21 protein-coding genes are annotated in these 19,238 nt (G+C 70.0%); 13 read left to right on the top strand and 8 right to left on the bottom strand.

The window, feature by feature from the left end; all coding sequences use genetic code 11:
- Nucleotides 1-27: 27 nt before the first annotated feature.
- The 4 genes from LRQ07_RS16225 to LRQ07_RS16210 all read right to left on the bottom strand — a co-directional run bounded on the left by LRQ07_RS16225 (nucleotide 28) and on the right by LRQ07_RS16210 (nucleotide 3,779).
- The gene (locus LRQ07_RS16225) at nucleotides 28-405 is read right to left on the bottom strand and encodes a hypothetical protein (protein ID WP_047521154.1); all 378 of its coding nucleotides are present in this window, start codon (nucleotides 403-405) and stop codon (nucleotides 28-30) included.
- Nucleotides 406-550: 145 nt separating this feature from the next.
- Complete coding sequence (locus tag LRQ07_RS16220) at nucleotides 551-1,873, bottom strand: MATE family efflux transporter (RefSeq protein WP_256535210.1); 1,323 nt, start codon at nucleotides 1,871-1,873, stop codon at nucleotides 551-553.
- 41 nt (nucleotides 1,874-1,914) lie between these two features.
- A complete protein-coding gene (locus LRQ07_RS16215) occupies nucleotides 1,915-3,051 on the bottom strand; it encodes a sensor histidine kinase (protein ID WP_256535209.1) in 1,137 nt (378 codons plus the stop codon).
- Nucleotides 3,051-3,779 carry a response regulator transcription factor gene (locus tag LRQ07_RS16210; protein WP_047521046.1) on the bottom strand — a complete coding sequence of 243 codons (729 nt, stop codon included), beginning with the start codon at nucleotides 3,777-3,779 and terminating at the stop codon, nucleotides 3,051-3,053. Before LRQ07_RS16210 ends, LRQ07_RS16215 begins: the two co-directional genes overlap by 1 nt.
- Before the next feature lie 113 nt (nucleotides 3,780-3,892).
- On the opposite strand from LRQ07_RS16210, the gene LRQ07_RS16205 reads away from it, so the two are divergent.
- The 3 genes from LRQ07_RS16205 to LRQ07_RS16195 are packed head-to-tail and all read left to right on the top strand — an operon-like array spanning nucleotide 3,893 to nucleotide 5,933.
- The gene (locus LRQ07_RS16205; protein WP_047521044.1) at nucleotides 3,893-4,555 is read left to right on the top strand and encodes a glycosyltransferase family 2 protein; all 663 of its coding nucleotides are present in this window, start codon (nucleotides 3,893-3,895) and stop codon (nucleotides 4,553-4,555) included.
- Nucleotides 4,552-5,253, top strand: coding sequence for a DUF2064 domain-containing protein (locus LRQ07_RS16200; RefSeq protein ID WP_256535208.1), 702 nt, complete (start codon nucleotides 4,552-4,554; stop codon nucleotides 5,251-5,253). Before LRQ07_RS16205 ends, LRQ07_RS16200 begins: the two co-directional genes overlap by 4 nt.
- Nucleotides 5,250-5,933 carry a class I SAM-dependent methyltransferase gene (locus LRQ07_RS16195; protein ID WP_256535207.1) on the top strand — a complete coding sequence of 228 codons (684 nt, stop codon included), beginning with the start codon at nucleotides 5,250-5,252 and terminating at the stop codon, nucleotides 5,931-5,933. The genes LRQ07_RS16200 and LRQ07_RS16195 overlap by 4 nt, the downstream gene beginning before the upstream one ends.
- Here the strand turns inward: LRQ07_RS16195 and LRQ07_RS16190 are convergent.
- The 3 genes from LRQ07_RS16190 to LRQ07_RS16180 are packed head-to-tail and all read right to left on the bottom strand — an operon-like array spanning nucleotide 5,902 to nucleotide 7,390.
- Nucleotides 5,902-6,153 (bottom strand): hypothetical protein, encoded by a 252-nt coding sequence (locus tag LRQ07_RS16190; protein ID WP_256535206.1) that lies wholly within the window; start codon nucleotides 6,151-6,153, stop codon nucleotides 5,902-5,904. The two genes, LRQ07_RS16195 and LRQ07_RS16190, sit on opposite strands and share 32 nt — an antisense overlap.
- The gene (locus LRQ07_RS16185; protein WP_256535205.1) at nucleotides 6,153-6,755 is read right to left on the bottom strand and encodes a molybdopterin-dependent oxidoreductase; all 603 of its coding nucleotides are present in this window, start codon (nucleotides 6,753-6,755) and stop codon (nucleotides 6,153-6,155) included. Before LRQ07_RS16185 ends, LRQ07_RS16190 begins: the two co-directional genes overlap by 1 nt.
- Complete coding sequence (locus LRQ07_RS16180; protein WP_256535204.1) at nucleotides 6,752-7,390, bottom strand: hypothetical protein; 639 nt, start codon at nucleotides 7,388-7,390, stop codon at nucleotides 6,752-6,754. Before LRQ07_RS16180 ends, LRQ07_RS16185 begins: the two co-directional genes overlap by 4 nt.
- Before the next feature lie 111 nt (nucleotides 7,391-7,501).
- On the opposite strand from LRQ07_RS16180, the gene LRQ07_RS16175 reads away from it, so the two are divergent.
- From LRQ07_RS16175 to LRQ07_RS16145, 7 genes are all read left to right on the top strand, one after another.
- Nucleotides 7,502-8,347: an MTAP family purine nucleoside phosphorylase gene (locus LRQ07_RS16175; RefSeq protein WP_131494169.1), complete on the top strand. Its 846-nt coding sequence runs from the start codon at nucleotides 7,502-7,504 to the stop codon at nucleotides 8,345-8,347.
- Nucleotides 8,344-9,414 carry an NAD-dependent epimerase/dehydratase family protein gene (locus LRQ07_RS16170; protein WP_256535203.1) on the top strand — a complete coding sequence of 357 codons (1,071 nt, stop codon included), beginning with the start codon at nucleotides 8,344-8,346 and terminating at the stop codon, nucleotides 9,412-9,414. The genes LRQ07_RS16175 and LRQ07_RS16170 overlap by 4 nt, the downstream gene beginning before the upstream one ends.
- Complete coding sequence (locus LRQ07_RS16165) at nucleotides 9,414-10,793, top strand: hypothetical protein (RefSeq protein ID WP_256535202.1); 1,380 nt, start codon at nucleotides 9,414-9,416, stop codon at nucleotides 10,791-10,793. Before LRQ07_RS16170 ends, LRQ07_RS16165 begins: the two co-directional genes overlap by 1 nt.
- Before the next feature lie 55 nt (nucleotides 10,794-10,848).
- A complete protein-coding gene (locus tag LRQ07_RS16160) occupies nucleotides 10,849-12,813 on the top strand; it encodes a M13 family metallopeptidase (protein ID WP_256535201.1) in 1,965 nt (654 codons plus the stop codon).
- 111 nt (nucleotides 12,814-12,924) lie between these two features.
- Nucleotides 12,925-13,887, top strand: coding sequence for a serine hydrolase (locus tag LRQ07_RS16155; protein WP_256535200.1), 963 nt, complete (start codon nucleotides 12,925-12,927; stop codon nucleotides 13,885-13,887).
- 29 nt (nucleotides 13,888-13,916) lie between these two features.
- The gene (locus LRQ07_RS16150; RefSeq protein WP_232763238.1) at nucleotides 13,917-14,318 is read left to right on the top strand and encodes a hypothetical protein; all 402 of its coding nucleotides are present in this window, start codon (nucleotides 13,917-13,919) and stop codon (nucleotides 14,316-14,318) included.
- 57 nt (nucleotides 14,319-14,375) lie between these two features.
- Nucleotides 14,376-14,969, top strand: a complete 594-nt coding sequence (locus LRQ07_RS16145; RefSeq protein WP_248540805.1) for a dihydrofolate reductase family protein — start codon at nucleotides 14,376-14,378, stop codon at nucleotides 14,967-14,969.
- A 38-nt stretch (nucleotides 14,970-15,007) separates the two neighbouring features.
- Here the strand turns inward: LRQ07_RS16145 and LRQ07_RS16140 are convergent, their stop codons facing one another.
- Nucleotides 15,008-16,450 (bottom strand): MFS transporter, encoded by a 1,443-nt coding sequence (locus LRQ07_RS16140; RefSeq protein ID WP_232763240.1) that lies wholly within the window; start codon nucleotides 16,448-16,450, stop codon nucleotides 15,008-15,010.
- 61 nt (nucleotides 16,451-16,511) lie between these two features.
- On the opposite strand from LRQ07_RS16140, the gene LRQ07_RS16135 reads away from it, so the two are divergent.
- The 3 genes from LRQ07_RS16135 to LRQ07_RS16125 are packed head-to-tail and all read left to right on the top strand — an operon-like array spanning nucleotide 16,512 to nucleotide 19,230.
- Nucleotides 16,512-17,837 (top strand): alpha-hydroxy-acid oxidizing protein, encoded by a 1,326-nt coding sequence (locus LRQ07_RS16135; protein WP_256535199.1) that lies wholly within the window; start codon nucleotides 16,512-16,514, stop codon nucleotides 17,835-17,837.
- A 32-nt stretch (nucleotides 17,838-17,869) separates the two neighbouring features.
- Nucleotides 17,870-18,490 (top strand): hypothetical protein, encoded by a 621-nt coding sequence (locus LRQ07_RS16130; RefSeq protein WP_232763241.1) that lies wholly within the window; start codon nucleotides 17,870-17,872, stop codon nucleotides 18,488-18,490.
- A 50-nt stretch (nucleotides 18,491-18,540) separates the two neighbouring features.
- Nucleotides 18,541-19,230 carry a GNAT family N-acetyltransferase gene (locus LRQ07_RS16125; protein ID WP_047521025.1) on the top strand — a complete coding sequence of 230 codons (690 nt, stop codon included), beginning with the start codon at nucleotides 18,541-18,543 and terminating at the stop codon, nucleotides 19,228-19,230.
- The last annotated feature ends 8 nt before the right edge of the window (nucleotides 19,231-19,238 follow it).

Here is a 19,238-nt window from a genome sequence, read left to right as displayed (position 1 = left end):
GTCGCGACGACGACCGTCGAGCAGTCGTCAACCGCGGTCGATGCCGAAGATGTGGCGATAGATCGCGCTGACGTCCCGGTCGAGGTGATCGATGCGCTCGTGGATGGCCCGGATCTCGGTGCGCACGCCGCTGAACTCGCTGCCCGACTCGGTGCGTACGCTGGCGAACTCGTTTCTGAACTCGGTCCGCACGCTGGCGAACTCGTTCCTGAACTCGGTCCGCACGCTCGCGAACTCGTTCCTGAACTCCGTCCGTACGCTGGCGAACTCGTTCTTCAGTTCGGTGCGCACGCCGTCGAAGCCGTTCTGCATCGTTCGCAGGAACATCGTCGACATGAGTGTGAGCGTTCCGAACATGGCTGCGGCGAAGACACCGATCAGTGTCCAGACCTGTGGTTCCGTCATCCCCAGCATCCCCTCATTGTTCCTCGATGATTGTCGAGGCGCCAGGGAACGGAGGCCTAGTATTCCGGGGAACTCAGCGATTGTGGAGAAGTCGTTCTCGCGGAAGTCTGTGCAGTCAGCTCGGGCGCGGAACCGGCACCCGGGATCATGCCGACGCGGTGAGCCAGCGTCCTGAGCGCACGCGCCAGCCGAGGGTGCCGAGCCGGGCGAGCAGATAGACGCCGAAGAAAGCCACGGCCAGCCAGACGAGGCCTGCGGATCCGTCGACGCCGACCGCGGAGATGATCCACAGTGCCGGCAGGAACGGCACGAGGTTCACGCCACCGGCGATCGCGAGGTACCGCGCATCGTTCGCGCCCATAAGCACCCCGTCGAGCACGAAGACGACACCGGCGATGGGCTGGGCGACGGCGAGCACGAGCAGCGCCGGCTGCACGAGAGCGGCGACCTCGGCGTCACCGGTGAACACGATGCCGAGCACCCCGGAGAGGGCGGCGATCAGCCCGCCGATGATCACGCCGAACCACGCACCCCACGCCACCGTCCGTGCCAGCACCCGGTGCACCTGTCGCTCGTCGCCGGCACCGAGTTCCTTGCCGATCAACGCCTGCGCGGCGATCGCGAGTGCGTCGAGAGCGAAGGCCGCAGCCGAGAAGATCGTGAACACGATCTGCCACCCGGCCAGTTCATCGGTCCCGATCCCGGTCGCGATCCCCACCGTCGCGAGCAGCGCGACACGCAGGCTCACAGTGCGCAGAAACAACCAGCCGCCCGACGTGGCCGTGCTGCGGATGCCGGCGCGCTGCGCGCGGAGCGAGGCGCTGTGGCGCGTGGCCAGGTGGCGGACCACCAGGGCGTAGGCGGCCACCATCCCCCACTGCGCGGTCACGGTTCCGGCGGCCGAGCCCGCGATGCCCCAGCCGAGTCCGTAGATGAACAGCCAGTTCAGCAGGGCGTTCGCGCCGAAGCCGAGCCCTGCGATCCAGAGCGGCGTCATGGTGTCCTGCATGCCCCGGAGCAACCCGGTCGCCGCGAACACGATCAGCATCGCGGGGAGACCCCACATCGAGATCACGAGGTATTCGTTGGCCTGTGCGGCGACGGCCTCGCTCGCGCCGAAGAGCGATACGAGCCAGGGCGAGGAGACGGCGCCGATCACGGCGAGGACGGCTCCCAGTCCGAGGGCGAGCCACATCCCGTTGATGCCGACCGACACGGCCTCACCCGGCTGACCTGCGCCGAAGCGACGCGCCACCGCCGGCGTGGTCGAGTAGGCCAGGAAGACCATGAGTCCGACGATGGTCTGCAGCACGGCTGCGGCGATGCCGAGCCCGGCGAGCGGAGTCGTGCCGAGATGTCCGACCAGCGCGGCATCGACGATCAGGAAGGCCGGCTCCGCGACCAGCGCGCCGAGAGCAGGAACGGCCAGGCGCAGGATCTCTCGGTTGAGGGAGGTGCGCGTGGTCATCCTCCGAGCCTATGACCTGGCACGGACCTCGTCCGCCCGACTCAGGCGCCCGCGGGCAAGCGGATGTCGAACCGCGACCCGCCGTCGGCGTTGTGCGCGCTGATCACCCCGTTGTGCGCCTCGACGATGCCCCGCGCGATCGCGAGCCCGAGACCGGCACCGCTCGTGCCGTGGACGCTCGTTCCGGGCGTTCGCGCGTCGGTGCCCCGCCACCCCGGTTCGAAGACGCTCGTCAGGTTCTCGTGGGCGATGCCCGAGCCGGTGTCCTGGACCGAGAGCACCATCGCGTCGTCCTCGCGGCTGGTCCTGATGCGGATCGTCCCTCCGGCCGGTGTGTGCTCGATCGCGTTGGCGAGCAGATTGGTCATCACGCGGGCGAGCTCGCGCGCGTCACCGACGACGGTGTGATCCGGGCTGGTCAGCTCGACGAGCGCCACGTCCTTCGCCCGGGCGACCGGCGCGAGTTCGGCGACCGCGTCGCTGACCAGATCGTGCAGGGACATCGGTTCGAGACGGAGGGTCAAGGTGCCGGACGAGATCTTCGAGACCTCGAACAGGTTGTCGACGAGGTCGCTCATGTGGTCGACCTGGCGGCGCATCTGACGATGGAAGCGGGCAGGGTCCTCGGCCAAGCCGTCATCCAGTGCTTCCGTCATCGCCCGCAGCCCGGCGAGAGGACTGCGCAGGTCGTGCGAGATCCACGCGATCAACTCGCGCCGGGAGCGATCGAGGAGCTGCACCTCCTCGCGTGCCGCCGCGAGCCGTTCACTGGTCGACACGAGTTCGGCGGCCACGCGGGCGAACTCCGTGTTCACGGGGAGGGCGTCGGTGTCCTCGAGCAGTTCGCCCTCGCCGACCGAATACGTCAGCCTCTGCAGCGAGCGGGCATCGCGGACGAGCCGGGCCGCGAGCAGCACGGCGACGGCGACCGCGACGACGGCGGAGATGGCGGTCACCACGACCACGACGAGAAGGTCGTGGGGAGAGATGTACATCGCCTCGGCGACCGCGAGCACCCCGGCGGCGAAGGACAGCACCACAGCGAGGATCACGATGCACAGTTGCAGCATCAGTGAGCGCCGCCGCAGCAGCCACAGCGCGAGCAGGCCGGCCCCTCCGACGAGGAGAGCCCATCCGAGAGCGATGGCCGCGATCGTGACGACATCGGCGAACGGCATCAGCGGTCCTCCCATTCGAGGCGGTACCCCACGCCCCACACCGTCACGAGCACCGTGGGGGAACCGGGGTCGTCTTCGATCTTCTCCCGAAGCCGCCGGGTGGTGACCGTGACCGTCGAGAGGTCTCCGATCTCCCATCCCCAGACCCGACGCAGCAGCGTGGGCCGATCGAACGTCTGCCGCGGGTGCTTGAGGAAGAACGCGAACAGTTCGAACTCGCGCACCGACAGCTCGAGCGGCACGCCGTCCCGGGTGACGATCCTGGCCGAGGGATCGAGGTGGAAGGGGCCGAGGTCGAACGGAGCCTCCCGCGCGAATTCGGGAAGGCTCCGGCGCAGCACCGAGTTCACGCGGAGGACCAGTTCCCGGGGGGAGAAGGGCTTGACCACGTAGTCATCGGCACCGGCTTCCAGCCCGTCGATGCGGTCCTCCTCCGAACCGAGGGCCGTGAGCATGATGATCGGGACGTCCGAGGCGGCCCGGATCCGTCGGCACACCTCGGCGCCGTCGATTCCGGGGAGCATCCGGTCGAGCACGATCAGGTCGGGAGCGCTCGCCGCGGCCGATGCCAGACCGGTGAAGCTGTCGGTGGCGTGATCGACGAGGTACCCCGCGGCGCGCAGATACGCCTGGACGACCTCGCTCACCGTCGCATCGTCCTCGATCACGAGCACCCGGCGGTCGGCGAGTTCCGCGAGGTGCGGAGGCGGAACGGACGGCGCGGACATGCTCTCATCGTAGGTTCGGAGGTCCTCCCCGTCACCCGCTCGGAGGGCAACCTTCCTCGGTTCGTAAGAGTTGACGGATGTCGCCGGGGGGACATCTTCTCTAGCGTCGCGATATGGCCTTTCCCACCGACGTCGTCTTCCCCTGTCTGAATGAGGCGGAGGCGCTGCCCGGGGTGCTGGCTGCCCTTCCCTCCGGTGCGCGGGCGATCGTCGTCGACAACGGCTCCACCGACGGGTCGGCGGAGATCGCGCGTCGTCTCGGAGCGCTGGTGATCCAGGAGCCACGGCGCGGGTACGGCTCTGCCGTGCATGCCGGACTGCGTGCGGCCACAGCACCCGTCGTCGCCTTCTGCGACGCCGACGGATCGTTCGACCTGACCGAGCTCGATCGGCTCGCGGGCCCCGTGCATCGAGGCGAGAGCGACCTCATGTTCGGGCGTCGCCGGGTCGGTGGACGAGGGGCGTGGCCGATCCATGCGCGATTCGCGAACACGGTGCTGCTGTCGATGGTGCGTCGGCGCACCGGGCTCTCGATGCACGATCTCGGTCCGTTCCGGGCCGGGCGTCGCGAGATGCTCCTCGACCTCGGGATGGAGGATCGACGCAGCGGCTATCCCCTCGAACTCCTGCTGCGTGCCTGGCGGAAGGGGCTGCGCATCGGCGAGACCGATGTCTCCTACCGCCCGCGGACCGGCCGGTCGAAGGTCACCGGAACGGTCCGGGGCACCCTGATCGCGGTGTCGGATATGCACCGGACGTTGAGGAGGCTCGCATGAACGCCGAGACGACGATCATCGTGATGGCGAAGGAGTGTCTGCCGGGAAAGGTCAAGACCCGGCTGCATCCGCCCTTCACGCTGGAGGAGGCGGCGGACATCGCACAGGCGAGCCTCGCCGACACCCTCGACGCGGTGGGGGCGACCGGGCTCCCGGTCGTCGTCTGCGCGCAGGGAGACGTATCCGTTCCCGCGGGCTTCCGGGTCATCCCCCAGGTCTCGGGCGGGCTGGACGAGCGGATCGGCGCAGCGCTGGACTCCGTTCCCGGGAGGGTGCTCCTGGTCGGCATGGACACCCCTCAGCTGGATCCGATTCTGCTGCGCGCACTCGCCGATGACTGGCCGGAAGACGTCGACGCCTGGATCGGACCGGCGACCGACGGAGGCTTCTGGCTCCTCGGGATCGACGATCTTCGCCCCGGACGGTTGGGATCGTGCTCGCGAGGGGACCTCGTCCGCGGTGTGCCGATGTCGGTGTCGGACACCGGGGCGCATCAGCGCCGACGTCTGGTGCGGATGTGGCTCCGCGTGCGCGACGCCCCTCCTCTCACGGACATCGACGATCTCGCCTCGCTGCGGGAGGTCGCGGCCGTTCTGTCTCCGCAGGGGCATCTCGCCGGCCTGCTTCCCCGCTTCTCGGGTGTCCTCGAGGCCACGGCTGTCGTCGGCCGCGCGGGCGAAGGGAACGGGCGAGGATGAGCAACGCGACCGCCGCGCACTTCGGCGCCGGAGGCGATGCGCCCTACGACTTCGCCCTGCGCAACGGGGGAGGGATGCTGCGCCTGATCGAACTCGGGGAGGGAACCGAGCATCGGGTCGAGGTCGGTCGCTTCCTCGCCGCTGCGGACGCTGCCGACGACTCGGTGATCGCCCGGATCCGAGGGCCCGTGCTCGATGTCGGATGCGGGCCGGGGCGGATACTCCACGCCGCGATCGTGGCCGGACACCTCGGGCTGGGGGTCGACGTCGCGATGTCCGCCGTCGAGCACGCCAGGCAGCAGGGCCTGCCCGCGCTGCAGCGTTCCGTGTTCGATCCGCTGCCGCAGGAGGGCTCCTGGGGCACGCTGCTGCTCCTGGACGGGAACATCGGCATCGGGGGCGAGCCGGACGCACTGCTCGCCCGGTGCGGGCAGATCGTCGGTCCGGGGGGACGTGTGATCGTCGAAGTCGATCCGCACCCGACGCGGGACCGGGGGTATCAGGCGACCGTCGTCGACATCGACGGCCGATCGAGCTCGCCCTTCCCGTGGTACGAGATCGGAGCGACGGCACTCCGCGATCGGGTGCACGGGACGGGGTTGCAGATCATCGAGACATGGACGCTGTCGGGGCGGGCGTTCGTGAGCCTCACCCGTCTGCCGTATCCGTGTCACGAGTGACGGCCGGTCCGCCGGGTGCCGTTGTCGCGGTCCGAGGCCGCAGGCGATGGCGCACCGCGCTGGCCACGGTGAGAAGACCGTCATGCACGACGACGACGGCGAGCAGCCAGACGGCGACGCTGAACAGCTGAGCGAAGTCCTGTGCGGAGAGCATCAGCCAGGCTCCCCACAGCAGCAGGGCGACCCCGACGGCTGCGAGCGCGATTCTGCCGGCCCTCATCAGACCACCTCGATCGAGGACAGCCACTTGGTCTGCAGCACGCCGGGCCGCCCGGGGGCGATGACGCGCGCCGGATAGCCGTGGTCGAGGTCGAGGCGCTCCCCGTTGAGCTGGAGGGCGACCAGCGTGAGGGGGTCGCCGACGTACGGAGGCGGCATCGTGGTCGCCCGGAAGGCGCCGCGCTGCTGCAGGCTGCGGAGGCGGATCGTGGCGTCATCGGGCGCGTCGACGGTGGCGAGGAGATCCCGCAGGCGGACACCCGTCCAGGACGCGTCGACCGTCCACCCCTCGACGCAGGCGATCGGGAGCCGGACCGTGCGTTGCGGCAGGGCTTCGAGTCCGGCCGCTGTGAAGGCGCGGGTCATCCCGACACCGGCGACCGTCAGCATCCACTCCGGGTCGAGGGCGAGCGACGTCACGCCGGCCTGCCGCGCGGAACGGTTGACGGGCAGATCCTGGGGACTGTCGGCGCGGGTGCGGGGCTCCCGCAGGCTGAACGGGCCGATGGGGGCGACCGCGTGGGCGAGCGCCGCGGCGCCGAACAGTGCGGAGGCGCCGCCGACCCCGGTGAGGAAGCGGCGGCGGGAGAGGGGCGCGGTCATCGCGTCGCCGTCCCTTCGGAATCGGAGGGGGCATCGGAATCGGAGGGGGCATCGGCATCGTCATCGTCCGGGTGTGCGCGCCACGCGGTGACGATCGCGGGGAGGTGCACCGCGATGTGCACGGCCATCGCCCCGATGAGGACCCAGGCCAGCGCGAAGTGCGTGCGGCGGAAGGAGAAGTCCCACGGATACCACTGCAGGGTGTTGAGCACCCCGGTGATCGGTTCCATCAGCGCGGCGGCCACCAGCACCGCCAGGCTCAGGCGCTCCAGCAGATGCGGGAAGCTGCGTACCGGAGGCCAGGCGAAGAGCTTCGGGAACACGATCCACAGCTTCGCCAGGAGCAGCGGGATGAGCATCGACCCCGCGACGACGTGGATCCCCTGATTCCAGGCATAGAGGTGGATCGGGCGCGTCGGCAACGTCAGCCAGGGCAGCGGGTCTTGCTGCAGGTGGCTGTACAGACCGGTGACGAAGCACACGAGGAAAGCGAGACCGAGCAGTCTGCCGATGACGACGGCCATCCGCGTCGTGCGCAGGGGGGAGCCCAGGGCTCGCTGCGCACGTTCCGACCGATCCTGGAGCGCGACGGAGAGCCGTTCGGTCACCGAACCGGTCGAGTGGTCGTCGCGCATGTCCTCAGTATGCGGACCGGGCGTGCCCGGACGCGGGCGGATCGGGAACCTGTCATCGGGGTGTAAGGAAATGGGGTGCCGGTATGCCGACTCCGCGGGCACGCTGGGAGCATGACTGACGCGCAGCCGGGCCGGATCGAGTTCGCCGTGATCGGAGGATCGGGTTTCGAAGCGCTTGACCTCGGGGACAGACGAGTCCTTCCCGCGTCGGACTCACCGTGGGGAGTCGTTCCCGAGATCGTCGTCGGGCGACTGCACGGACGCGCGGTGGCGTTCGCGCCGCGGCACGGGGAGGGGCATCGGGTGCCGCCACACCGGGTCAACGCCAGGGCGCTGCTGTGGGGGCTTCGGCGGCTCGGGGCACGGGTGCTGCTGTCGACCAACGCGGTGGGCGGGCTGGCGTCATCGCTCGCGCCCGGTGACTTCGTGCTGACCGATCAGCTCATCGACCGCACGCACGGCAGGGCCGACACCTACTTCGACGGGGACATCGAGATCGCCGGTGTGCAGCATCTGCCGTTCGCGGAGCCCTACGACCGGCATCTGCGCGAGATCGCGTTCCGGGTGCTCCGTGACCAGGGGGAGCGCGTGCACCCCGCGGGGACCAGCGTCGTGGTGCAGGGACCGCGGTTCGCGACGGCCGCCGAGGCCGACTGGCACCGCGCGATGGGAGCCGCCCTGGTCAACATGACCCAGCTGCCCGAGGCGGCGCTCGCCGCGGAGCTCGGGTTCGCGCACGTGAACCTCGCGATCGTGACCGACACCGACACCGAGCACGGCGAGACGGAGGATGACACCTCGGCCACCGCGGAACGTGTGTTCGCCGTGATGGCACAGGCGCAGCCGCGGTTGAGCGCGGCTGTCGCAGCGATCATCGCCGCCATCCCTCCGGGGTACGAGCCGCCCGAGCGCCTGGCGCCCCAGGTGGTCGCGGCGTTGATCGGGGCACGAGCATGAGCCGACTTCTGCTCGTGACGGGCGGAGCCGGCTTCATCGGCTCCGCGATCGTCGACGAGGCGATCGCCGCGGGCTGGCGGGTTCGGATCCTCGATTCCCTGCGCCCCGACGTGCATGGCAGCTCCGCCCCCGAGCCGGAAGGCGGAAGCGGGGTCGAGTTCGTCGCCGCCGATGTGCGCGACCGTGACGCCGTGCGCCAGGCGTTGCGCGGGGTCGACGCGGTCTGTCATCAGGCGGCGAAGGTCGGACTCGGCGTCAGCATCCACGATGCCCCCGACTACGTGGGCTCGAACTCGCTCGGCACCGCGGTGGTGCTCTCGGCGATGGCGGAGGCCGGGATCGAACGCCTCGTCCTCGCGTCGTCGATGGTCGTCTACGGCGAGGGGCTGTACCGGGAGGGGGATCGTCTCGTGCAGCCCGCACCGCGGAGCCGGGCCGATCTGGAGTCGGGTCGCTTCGAGCCGCGGTCGCCGCACACCGGGGAGCCCCTCCGACCGATGTCGATCCCCGAGGAGCAGCCCTGCGATCCGCGCAACGCCTACGCGGCGACCAAGCTCGAACAGGAACTGCTGGCCCGCACGTGGGCCTATGACGGAGGGCGGGCGGCGCTGCTGCGCTATCACAACGTCTACGGACCGGGGATGCCCCGGGACACGCCGTACGCAGGAGTGGCATCGATCTTCCGTTCCGCCCTCGAGCGGGGCGAGGCCCCCCGCGTGTTCGAGGACGGGCAGCAGCGACGCGACTTCATCCATGTCCGGGATGTGGCACGCGCCAACCTCGCCGCCCTCGAGTGGACGGATCGTGTGGAGCGCGGGACCACGCGGGCGTTCAACGTGGCCACGGGAGTCCCGCACACGATCGGGGAGTTCGCCGACGCGCTCGCCGCGGCATTCGGAGGGCCGCCGCCGGTGCGGACGGGGGAGTTCCGGTCGGGCGACGTGCGCCACATCACCGCGTCGGCGGATCGCATCGGCCGAGAGCTGGGGTGGCGGCCCCAGGTCGGTTTCGACGAGGGGGTGCGTGAGTTCGCGCATGCCTCGCTTCGCACGGGGGCGGACGTCTGATGGCGGGTGCCGCGACGCGTCCGGGGCCGCGTCTCGCCGTCTGGGGGACGGTCGCGGCCGTCGTGCTCATCGCGGCCGCGGTCCTGATCCCGGCGCTCACGGGATGGAACGTGCGCGTCAAGTCGTTCCCGCCGCTGCACGCGGAGTGGGCGCCGAGAGTCGGACCGGGCACACCCGTGGCGGTGCTGCTCGGTGTGGCCGGCGTGATCTGGGGTCCGCGGCTCGCCTCCTCGCTCCGGTGGGGGCGGCTGCTGCTGCTGGCGTTCGCGGCGTCCGCGTTGTGGCTCTTCGCGCTCGCCACGGTGGACGGGCTCGACGGCATCGGCACCATCCTCGACCACCGGTACGAGTACCTCGGGACCGCACGGGAGGTCGACGACTTCGGGGCCACGCTCCGCGAGTACATCGAGCGGATCCCGTACGCGCATGAGGACAACTGGCCCGTGCACATCGCCGGCCATCCCCCGGGAGCCCTGCTCTTCTTCGTCGTCCTGGTGCGGATGGGGCTCGGGAGCGCGCTCGCCGCCGGATTCGTGGTCCTGCTCCTGGGTGCCACGACCGTGGTGGCGGTGCTGATCACGCTGCGGGCTCTCGGTGCGGCCGACCTTGCCCGTCGTGCGGCTCCGTTCCTGGTGTTCACCCCCGCGGCGATCTGGGTGGCGGTCTCGGGCGACGGTATGTTCATGGCCGTCGCCGCGTGGGGCATCTGTCTGTTGGCGCTCGCGACGCGTGCAGGTGGTGTCGCGCGGATCGCATGGTCGGTCGGGGCCGGCCTCCTGCTCGGATACTGCGTGATGCTCTCGTACGGTCTCCCCCTGCTGGGGGTGCTCGCGGTCGCCGTGCTGGTGGCGGGGAGGTCGTGGATCCCGCTGCCGATCGCCGCGGTCTCGGCGATCGCCGTCGTGGGGGCGTTCGCGGTCTTCGGCTTCGCCTGGTGGGAGGCGTTCCCGGTGTTGCAGCAGCGCTACTGGGATGGGGTGGCATCGCGCCGACCGCCCGGGTACTGGCTGTGGGGGAACATCGCCGCGTTCGCGGTCAGCGCGGGGCCGGCGATCGGTGCGGCCTTCGCGGCGGTCGGGGCGTGGGCGATCCGCGGACCACGAGAGCGGCGTCAGGTTCCGGAACTCCGAACCGAGTCAGGGCGCGGATGGGAGCCGCGCACCATCGTGCTGCTGCTCTGCGCCGCGGGGGTGCTCATGGTGCTCCTGGCCGATCTGTCGAACATGAGCCGGGCGGAGGTGGAGCGCATCTGGTTGCCGTTCGTGCCCTGGATCACGATCGGTCTGGCGCTCTTCGACGAACGGGCGCGCCGCTGGTTGCTGGCGGTGCAGGTCGTCGCCGCGATCATCGTCCAGTCCCTGTTGCAGACCGGATGGTGACGGCGGACGGGCCCGCCTCGACGCGGTGGGGGAGGGGCGTCATAGGCTGGGGCGCATGACTGACGTTCTTCCCGTGGGCCTCGCCCTTGATGAGTTCAGCTCCGACATCCGCCCGCAGGACGACCTCTACCGCCACGTGAACGGCGCCTGGCTCGCACGCACCGAGATCCCGGGCGACAAGGCGCGCTGGGGCTCCTTCCACCTCCTCGCCGAGCAGGCGGAGAAAGACGTGCGTGCGATCGTCGAGGAGTCGCAGGGCGCGGCGGAGGGCACTCTCGCCCGCAAGATCGGCGACCTGTTCGCGAGCTTCATGGACACCGAGCGGATCGATGCCGCCGGTGTCGCCCCGCTCGCCGGGACGCTGGCCGAGATCGACGCGATCGACGGCATCCCGGCGTTCCTGCGCACCGTCGGCGCGTACGACCGCGACGGTCGTGCATCCGTGATCGGACTCTACGTCGACGGCGACCCCGGCAACCCCGAGCGCTACCTCCCTGTGCTCGTGCAGGCAGGTCTGTCGCTCCCTGACGAGAGCTACTTCCGCCTCGACACGTTCGCCGACACCCGCGCCGCGTACCGTGCCCACCTCGAGCGACTGCTGGAGCTCGCCGGAGTCCCGCAGGCGGCGGAGAACACCGGCCGGGCGATCGCGCTCGAGACCGAGCTGGCGGGTCATCACTGGGACAACGTGCGCAGCCGCGATGCGGTCGCGACCTACAACCTCAAGACCTGGGACGAGCTCCAGGAGCTCGCCGGTGTCGACCTGACGCCGTGGCGTGAAGCGGTCTCGCCGTCGAACCCCGGCGCGTTCGACGAGGTCGTCGTGTCGCAGCCGAGTTTCTTCGAGGGCCTCGGTTCGCTGCTGACCCCGGAGCGTCTCGACGATTGGAAGGCGTGGTTGCGGGCGAAGGTCGTGCACGCGGCGGCACCGTACCTGACCGACGATCTCGTGCAGGAGAACTTCTCGTTCTACGGCACCGAGCTCACCGGTGTCCCCACGATGCGCGAGCGCTGGAAGCGCGGCGTCTCGCTCGCGGAAGGGGCCCTCGGCGAGGCGATCGGCAAGGTGTACGTCGAGCGGCACTACCCGCCGACGGCGAAGGCCGCGATGGACGAGCTGGTCGCGAACCTCATCGAGGCGTACCGCCGGAGCATCACCGACCTCGAGTGGATGACCGCGGAGACCCGTGAGCGCGCGCTCGCCAAGCTCGACTCGTTCACGCCGAAGATCGGGCATCCCGAGGTGTGGCGTGACTACTCGATCCTCGAGATCGACCGGGACGACCTGTTCGGCAACGTGCGCCGCGCGGCGATCTTCGAGCACGATCGCAACGTCGACAAGGTCGGCACGCCCATCGACCGCACCGAGTGGCACATGCCGCCGCAGATGGTCAACGCGTACTACAACCCGTCCATGAACGAGATCGTGTTCCCCGCGGCGATCCTGCAGTACCCGTTCTTCGACGCCGGTCGTGATGCGGCCGCAAACTACGGCGGCATCGGCGCGGTCATCGGTCACGAGATCGGCCACGGATTCGACGACCAGGGCAGCCGCTACGACGGCGACGGCCGACTGCAGGACTGGTGGACGGATGCGGATCGCTCGGCGTTCGAAGTGCGCACCAAGGCTCTCATCGCCCAGTACGACGCGCTCGTTCCAGAGGGCCTCGACGCCGAGCATCACGTCAACGGCGCCCTCACGATCGGGGAGAACATCGGCGACCTCGGCGGTCTCGGCATCGCGCTCCGGGCGTATGAACTGTCGCTGGACGGTGCGGAGGCGCCGGTGATCGACGGATACACGGGCGTGCAGCGACTTCTGCTCTCCTGGGCGCAGGTGTGGCAGCAGAAGAGCCGCGACGCCGAGACCCTGCGCCTGCTGACGATCGACCCGCACTCGCCGAACGAGTTCCGCTGCAACCAGATCGTGCGCAACATCGATGCCTTCTACGAGGCATTCGGGGTGGCCGAGACCGACGCGCTCTGGCTGCCTGCGGCATCGCGGGTGACCATCTGGTGACCAAACGTCACACTCTGTGAAGCATCCCCCGGCGGTGGGGTTACGATAGCCCTGCCGCTGGGGAGCGTCTTCCCTCGGTATCCCGCAAATCCACCCCCCTTAAGGATCAGCGTGGGCGCTCTCGAGCCTGGTGATGGGTTCCGCAACTCTTCGGTCCCCGAGTCTCTCCGGAGTGCCCAGGAGTCGTCCGGCGGTCGCCGCTCGCAGCGCACCAGCCGTCGACTCCCTCGGCGCGCAGCCGCCGGGAGACGGTCGTTCACCGCCACGCTCCGGTCGCTGGAGGCCCTGGCGGATTCCGGCGCGCAGGTCTCGGTACACGTCGTCGACCTCGACAATCATGTGCACGTCCTGGCCGGCGACGACCATGTGACCATGCCCGTCGCGGGGCTCGGCGTCGTCCCGCTGCTCATCGAGGTGGCCGCAGGGTTCCAGAGCGGTGCGCTGGACCCGTTCGAGATCGTCGAGCGCGAGAGCGTCGATGCCGTGGAGACCTCGGGGCTCTGGCGACACCTGCATGCTCCGGCGCTTCCGCTGGAGGACCTCGCCGTGCTGGCGGCGACCGCGGGTGACCCGATCGCGGTCAACGCGCTGCTGCAGAAGGTCGGACACGAACGGGTGCGCGAGCGCATCGAGTCCCTCGGGCTCCGTCGCACGGCGCTGCTCGACCGTTTCCGCGACCGTCGTGGCCCCGACGACGCCCCGCAGGTCGCCGTCGGTTCGGCGCGCGAACTCGCCGGGCTCTTCTCGGCGCTGGTGAACTCGCAGGTCGTCGACGCCGCCGTCAGCGCGCAGGTGTCAGAATGGCTGAGCCTGAACCAGGACCTGAGTCTGGTCGCAGCCTCCACCGGGCTCGACCCGTTCGCGCACGATCACGATGCGCACGGCCTGCTGTTCGTGAACAAGACCGGTCGCGACCGGGGGGTGCGTGCGGAGGCGGGTGTGCTCGCCGGCCCTCGCGCCGGGGTCGCCTATTCGCTCATCGTCTGCTTCGACGACCTCTCGATCACGCACCGGCTTCGTGCGCACGACGCCTTCCGCGTGCTCGGTGTCGAACTCATGGAGTACACGCACTGACGCGCACGGCACGTCGCTAGCATCGAGGGATGCCACGATCTGACTGGACCCCGCATCGCCGCGACGACGGCGAGCTGCTCGGATGGATCCACCCTGCCGGAGACGAGTGGGTGGCTGTCGACGTGCTCGGCCGCCGTGTCGGTGCTCCCGCCGAATGGCTCGATGCCGAGGCTGCGTTGGAGGAGCACGGGATCGCGTGGCTCGCGGATCCGTGGATGCTGGACGGTGAGGACGACCGTCCGCTGCGCGTGCGCCTCCTCGAGGTGACTCCCGACGAGGAGGGTGTGCCGGGGCGGATCGTGGTGAAGATCGACGACTTCGGCGACATGACCCGTCCGGCGACCGCGCAGTTCGTGCTGGCCTGGCCGATCCCGGACCGGCTGCGCCCTCCGCGGCACGACGACCCGGACCCGCGCACGATCTCCCGTTGACGGACGGCCCTCGGTTCGCGTAGACCAGAGGCGTCCGCATCCGATGAGGAGTCACGCGTGGGCATCATCTTCAGCGACCTCGCCGTCTCTGCCGACGGCTACGCCACCGGTCTGAACCAGACGGAGGAGCGACCGTTCGGCGATGTCGACGACTCCTGGCTGCACAACTGGATGTTCGACGCCTACGAGGAGAACAAGGCCGAGGTCGACGCGATCGTCACCTCGGGGGCGACCATCATGGGCCGCAACATGTTCGGCCCGGTGCGGGGGGAATGGGATCGCGACTGGCGTGGCTGGTGGGGTCCGAACCCGCCGTACCACAACCCTGTCTTCGTGCTCACGCATCATCCGCACGAGCCGATCGAGATGGAGGGCGGCACGACCTTCCACTTCATCACCGATGGCATCGAAAGGGCACTGGGGCTGGCCCGGGACGCCGCGGGGGAGCAGGACATCTCGATCGCGGGCGGGCCGCGCACCGTGAACCAGTTCCTCACGGCGGGTCTCCTCGACGAGCTGCGCCTGCACATCACGCCGTGCATCATCGGGGCGGGGGAGCGCGTCTTCGAGGGGGTGCCTCCGCAGCGGCTCGAACGGGTGTCGGTGCGCGCGACCTCCTTGGTCACCCACATCACCTATCGGAGGATCTGAGCCGGTCCACGTCGCGGATGTGCGGCGTCGCGCCGCGCTCAGCCGGGCAGGGACGGATGCTGCTCGGAGCTGCGCTGCTTCGGGATGAAGAGCGAGAGCACCACGGCGATCACGCCGGCCGCGATCGCGAGCCAGAAGCACACCTCGAAGGCGGCTCGCGTGGGCACGGCGACCCCGTCGACATCGATGCTCATCGCCGCGAGCACACCGCCCATCACGGCGGAGGCGCTCGAGGTTCCGACCGAGCGGAACAGGGCGTTCAGCCCGTTCGACGCCCCGGTCTCGTTCGCCGGGACTGAGCGCATGATGATCATCGGCATCGCGGCGAAGGTGAACCCGATACCGATGCCGATGAAGATGTTGGCCACGAAGATGTGCCACACCTCGGAGGACCAGAGCAGGACGAAGACGTAGGCGAGCACGATCGCCGCGGCGCCGACCGTGAACAGCGGGCGGGGGCCGACGGTGCGTTCGAGCCAGCCCGAGAGCGGTGAGATGACCATCATCACGAGCCCCGCCGGCATGATCACGAGCGACGCCGCCAGCATGTCGAGCCCGAAGCCCGCGCCGCCGACGGTCGGCATCTCGAGGAGCTGAGGGAACGTCACGTTCGAGGCGAAGAGCGCGAACCCCATGCCGATCGCGGCGATGTTCGTGAACAGGACGGCCGGACGTGCGGCGACCCGGAGATCGAGCAGGGGGTCCTTCGTGCGCAGCTGGTACCAGCCCCAGACCAGGAGGACGGCGACTCCCCCGAGGACGCAGGTGAGCGTGAGCGCGGAGGTCCACCCCCATTGCGCTCCTCGCGAGACGAAGAGCAGGATCCCGGTGAGGCCGATCGCGAGGCCGACGGCACCGACCACGTCGAGTCGACCGGGGAAGCGGAGCACGTCCTCCGGGATCACCGCCAGAACGAGGGCGAGGCCGACGACGCCGAGCGCTGCCGCGAGCCAGAAGAGCATGTGCCAGTCGGCGTTCTGGGCGAGCAGGGCGGCGACGGGCATCCCGATGGCGCCACCGACGCCCATGGTCGCGCTCATGAGGGCCACGGCCGTGCCGAGCCGCTCGGGCGGCAGCACGTCGCGCATGATGGCGATGCCGAGGGGGACGACGCCCGTCACGGCCCCCTGCAGCGCGCGACCGATGATCACGCCGACGATCGAGCCGGACACCGCGGCGATCACGGAGCCGAGGATGAGGAGCGCGAGCAGGGCGATGACGACCCGGCGCTTGCCGTACATGTCGCCCAGGCGGCCGGAGATGGGGGTGGCGACCGCGGCGACGAGCAGCGTGATCGTGACGACCCAGGTGGTGTCCTCGCGGGAGGCGTTCAGCAACTGCGGCAGCTCGGCCTGCAACGGGACGACGAGCGTGAACATGAACGACGAGCACAGACCGGCGAACGCGAGGACCGCGACGATCGCCCACTTCGGCGGGGTGCGGGAGAGACGCTTCCTGGCTCTGTCGTCGCTCGCACCCACCGGCTCAGGCTATCGGCGATCGGACGATGCGGGGCCGTCCGGCGCTGGTTAGCATGTGGGCATGGTCACGAGCAGCGTCGCTCCGGACGATCCCGCCGCCCACCGCGGCATCTCCCGGCGTACCCAGTCCGACATCTACCGCGCGGGCATCAGCGGGACGAAGCCCGCGGTGCCGATCGATCCCGTGGCCCTCAAGGCTGCGGCCCGCAAGGCGCTGAGCGCCGAAGCGTTCGCATACATCGCCGGTGGCGCGGGTTCCGAGCGCACCATGACGGCCAACCGTCGCGCGTTCGACCGCTGGCAGGTCTGGCCGAGGCCGCTCCGTGACGTCTCGTCCCGCGACCTCGGCGTGGAATTCCTGGGTCGCATGCGCCCGACGCCCCTCTTGCTCGCCCCGCTCGGGGTGATGGAGATGGCCCACGCGGAGGCCGACCTCGCGGTCGGGCGTGCCGCGGCATCCCTCGGCGTCCCGTACACGCTCTCGAACCAGGCCTCCTTCCCGATGGAGGAGGTGGCGGATGCCGCACCGCACGGCTCCCGGCTGTTCCAGCTCTACTGGTCGGCGTCGGACGACCTCAACCGCTCGCTGCTCGCCCGCGCCGAGGAGTCCGGGTGCGAAGCGATCGTCATCACCCTCGACACGCACCTGCTCGGTTGGCGCACCCGCGACCTCGATCTCGCGTACCTGCCGTTCACCCGCGGGATGGGGATCGCGCAGTACACGAGTGATCCGGTGTTCCAGCAGCTCGTGCGCGAGCGCGCCGCCGTGCCGAAGGGCGATGCGCCCGGCGTCCGCGTCACACCTCGCGCGGTGGCCGCGGCCCTGACGATCGCCCGCAAGGGCGCGCCGCTCACCGGCGGAGCTTCGTTGCGCGACAACCTCCGCTCGCCCTTGCCGCGGGCTGCGGTCGAGACGTTCCTCGACGTGTTCTCCACTCCTGCCCTCACGGGGGAAGACCTGGCGAAAGCACGCGAGTGGACGAGTCTGCCGATCATCCTCAAGGGGATCGTGCACCCCGACGATGCCCAGGCGGCGCTCGATGCGGGGATGGACGGGATCTGGATCTCGAACCACGGCGGCCGTCAGATCGACCGCTCGGTGCCGACGCTCGACGTGCTGCCCGAGATCGCGGAGCGTGTCGCGGGCCGGGTGCCGATCGTCTTCGACTCGGGGGTGCGGGGCGGCGCTGATGCAGTGATCGCCCTCGCCCTCGGCGCGACGGTCGTGGCTCTCGGTCGTCCCTACGCCTACGGCCTCGGCATCGCGGGGGAGGTGGGTGTGCGCGAGGTCGTGCGGAACGTGCTCGCCGAGATCGACATCACCCTCGGGCTGGCGGGGCTCACCTCCGCCTCTCAACTCGATCGGGACGCGCTGAGGAAGGTGTGAGCACGCTCCGCCGTTCGTGATTGCATGGGCAGATGAGCGATGACGCCGCCTTCGACCAGCACCCCGCCGACTCCGCATACCACCGCCGGCTCCCGATCGGCGAGGTGCTCGACGCCTCAGCGATCGCCGAGGGTCTGCCCTGGGCCTTCGAGACGATCACGATGCGTCCGCTCGAACCGATGCTCGTGCCGGAGAAGCCGCGCGGAGGAGAGATCGACCCGGCCGAGTGCGGGCACTGCGGCCCGAGCGTGCACACGATCTGGCACGACGAGTTGTGGCAAGTGCGTGCCGGATGGGACATCGGCGGTCTGCCGTTCATCGGCGGGGTCGCGCCGCGCGAGCATTGGCTGCTCGAGAACGCCCCGCACGATGTGCTCGCCGCGCTGGGTCCGCTGATGCAGCGGGTCTCCCAGGCCGTCAAGAGCGTCCCTGGGGTCGCGCGCTGCCACTTCGGTCGCTGGAACGACGGCTCCGCGCACATGCATCTGTGGGCGATGGGACGCCCGGAGGGAATGATGCAGGGCCGCGGCGCCGTGCTCGCCTTCTGGGACGAGATCCTGCCGCCGCTGCCGCCGGAGATGGCCGAAGCACACCTCCGGATCGTCGCGGAAACGCTCGCGGCGGGTGGCGGTGAGGCCTTCCCTTATCGCTGATCCGGGCCCGTCGATTCCTCGAACGGGCCGACGAGGGGCAGACTGGGTGCGTGCGAACCATCCGTGACCTCGACACCGTTGAACTCATCCTCGACGCGCAGGGCCTGCTCGACTCCATCCGGGGTCCGCAGCGCGTGGTGGATGCCGGCACCCTGCGCGCCCTGCAGCAGTCGGGCAACTACGTCGTCGGCTTCTTCGACGGCGAGGGCGACGAGGAGCGCATGGTCGGGGCATCGATCGCGTTCTTCGGCGAACCCGCCCGGCGGGCGATGCACTCGCACATCACGGCTCTGCTCCCCGAGTATCGGGGGCGCGGCTGGGGGCGTGAGCTCAAGGAGCACCAGCGTCAGTGGGCGTTCTCCCGCGACGTCGGTCGGATCACCTGGGTGTTCGATCCGCTGGTCGCGCGCAACGCGCACTTCTTCTTCACGGTGCTCGGCGCACGCGCGACGGGATACTCGGTGAACCGCTACGGGATCTTCGGCGGCGGGGACGCGGGTGACGAGAGCGACCGGCTCGATGTCGAGTGGGCCCTCGCCGACATCGCCAAGCCGCCGGCAGACGACGAGGTCGTCGAGACCCTGGAGATCCCGGCGGACATCGAGGCGCTGCGCATCTCGGACCCGGCGGCCGCACACGAGTGGCGGCTCCGTCTGCGGGCCCAGATGGAAGGTCTGCTCGGCAGCGGACTGAAGGTCGCCGGCTACGACAACGCGCGCGGTTACCTCTTCACGGCCTGACCGCCTTC

Origin of the sequence: Microbacterium sp. J1-1 (genome assembly GCF_024498615.1) — a bacterium.
Classification (GTDB): domain Bacteria; phylum Actinomycetota; class Actinomycetes; order Actinomycetales; family Microbacteriaceae; genus Microbacterium; species Microbacterium aurugineum.
Note: the sequence above shows the minus strand (reverse complement) of the source record. Positions and strands in the feature narration are given on the sequence as shown.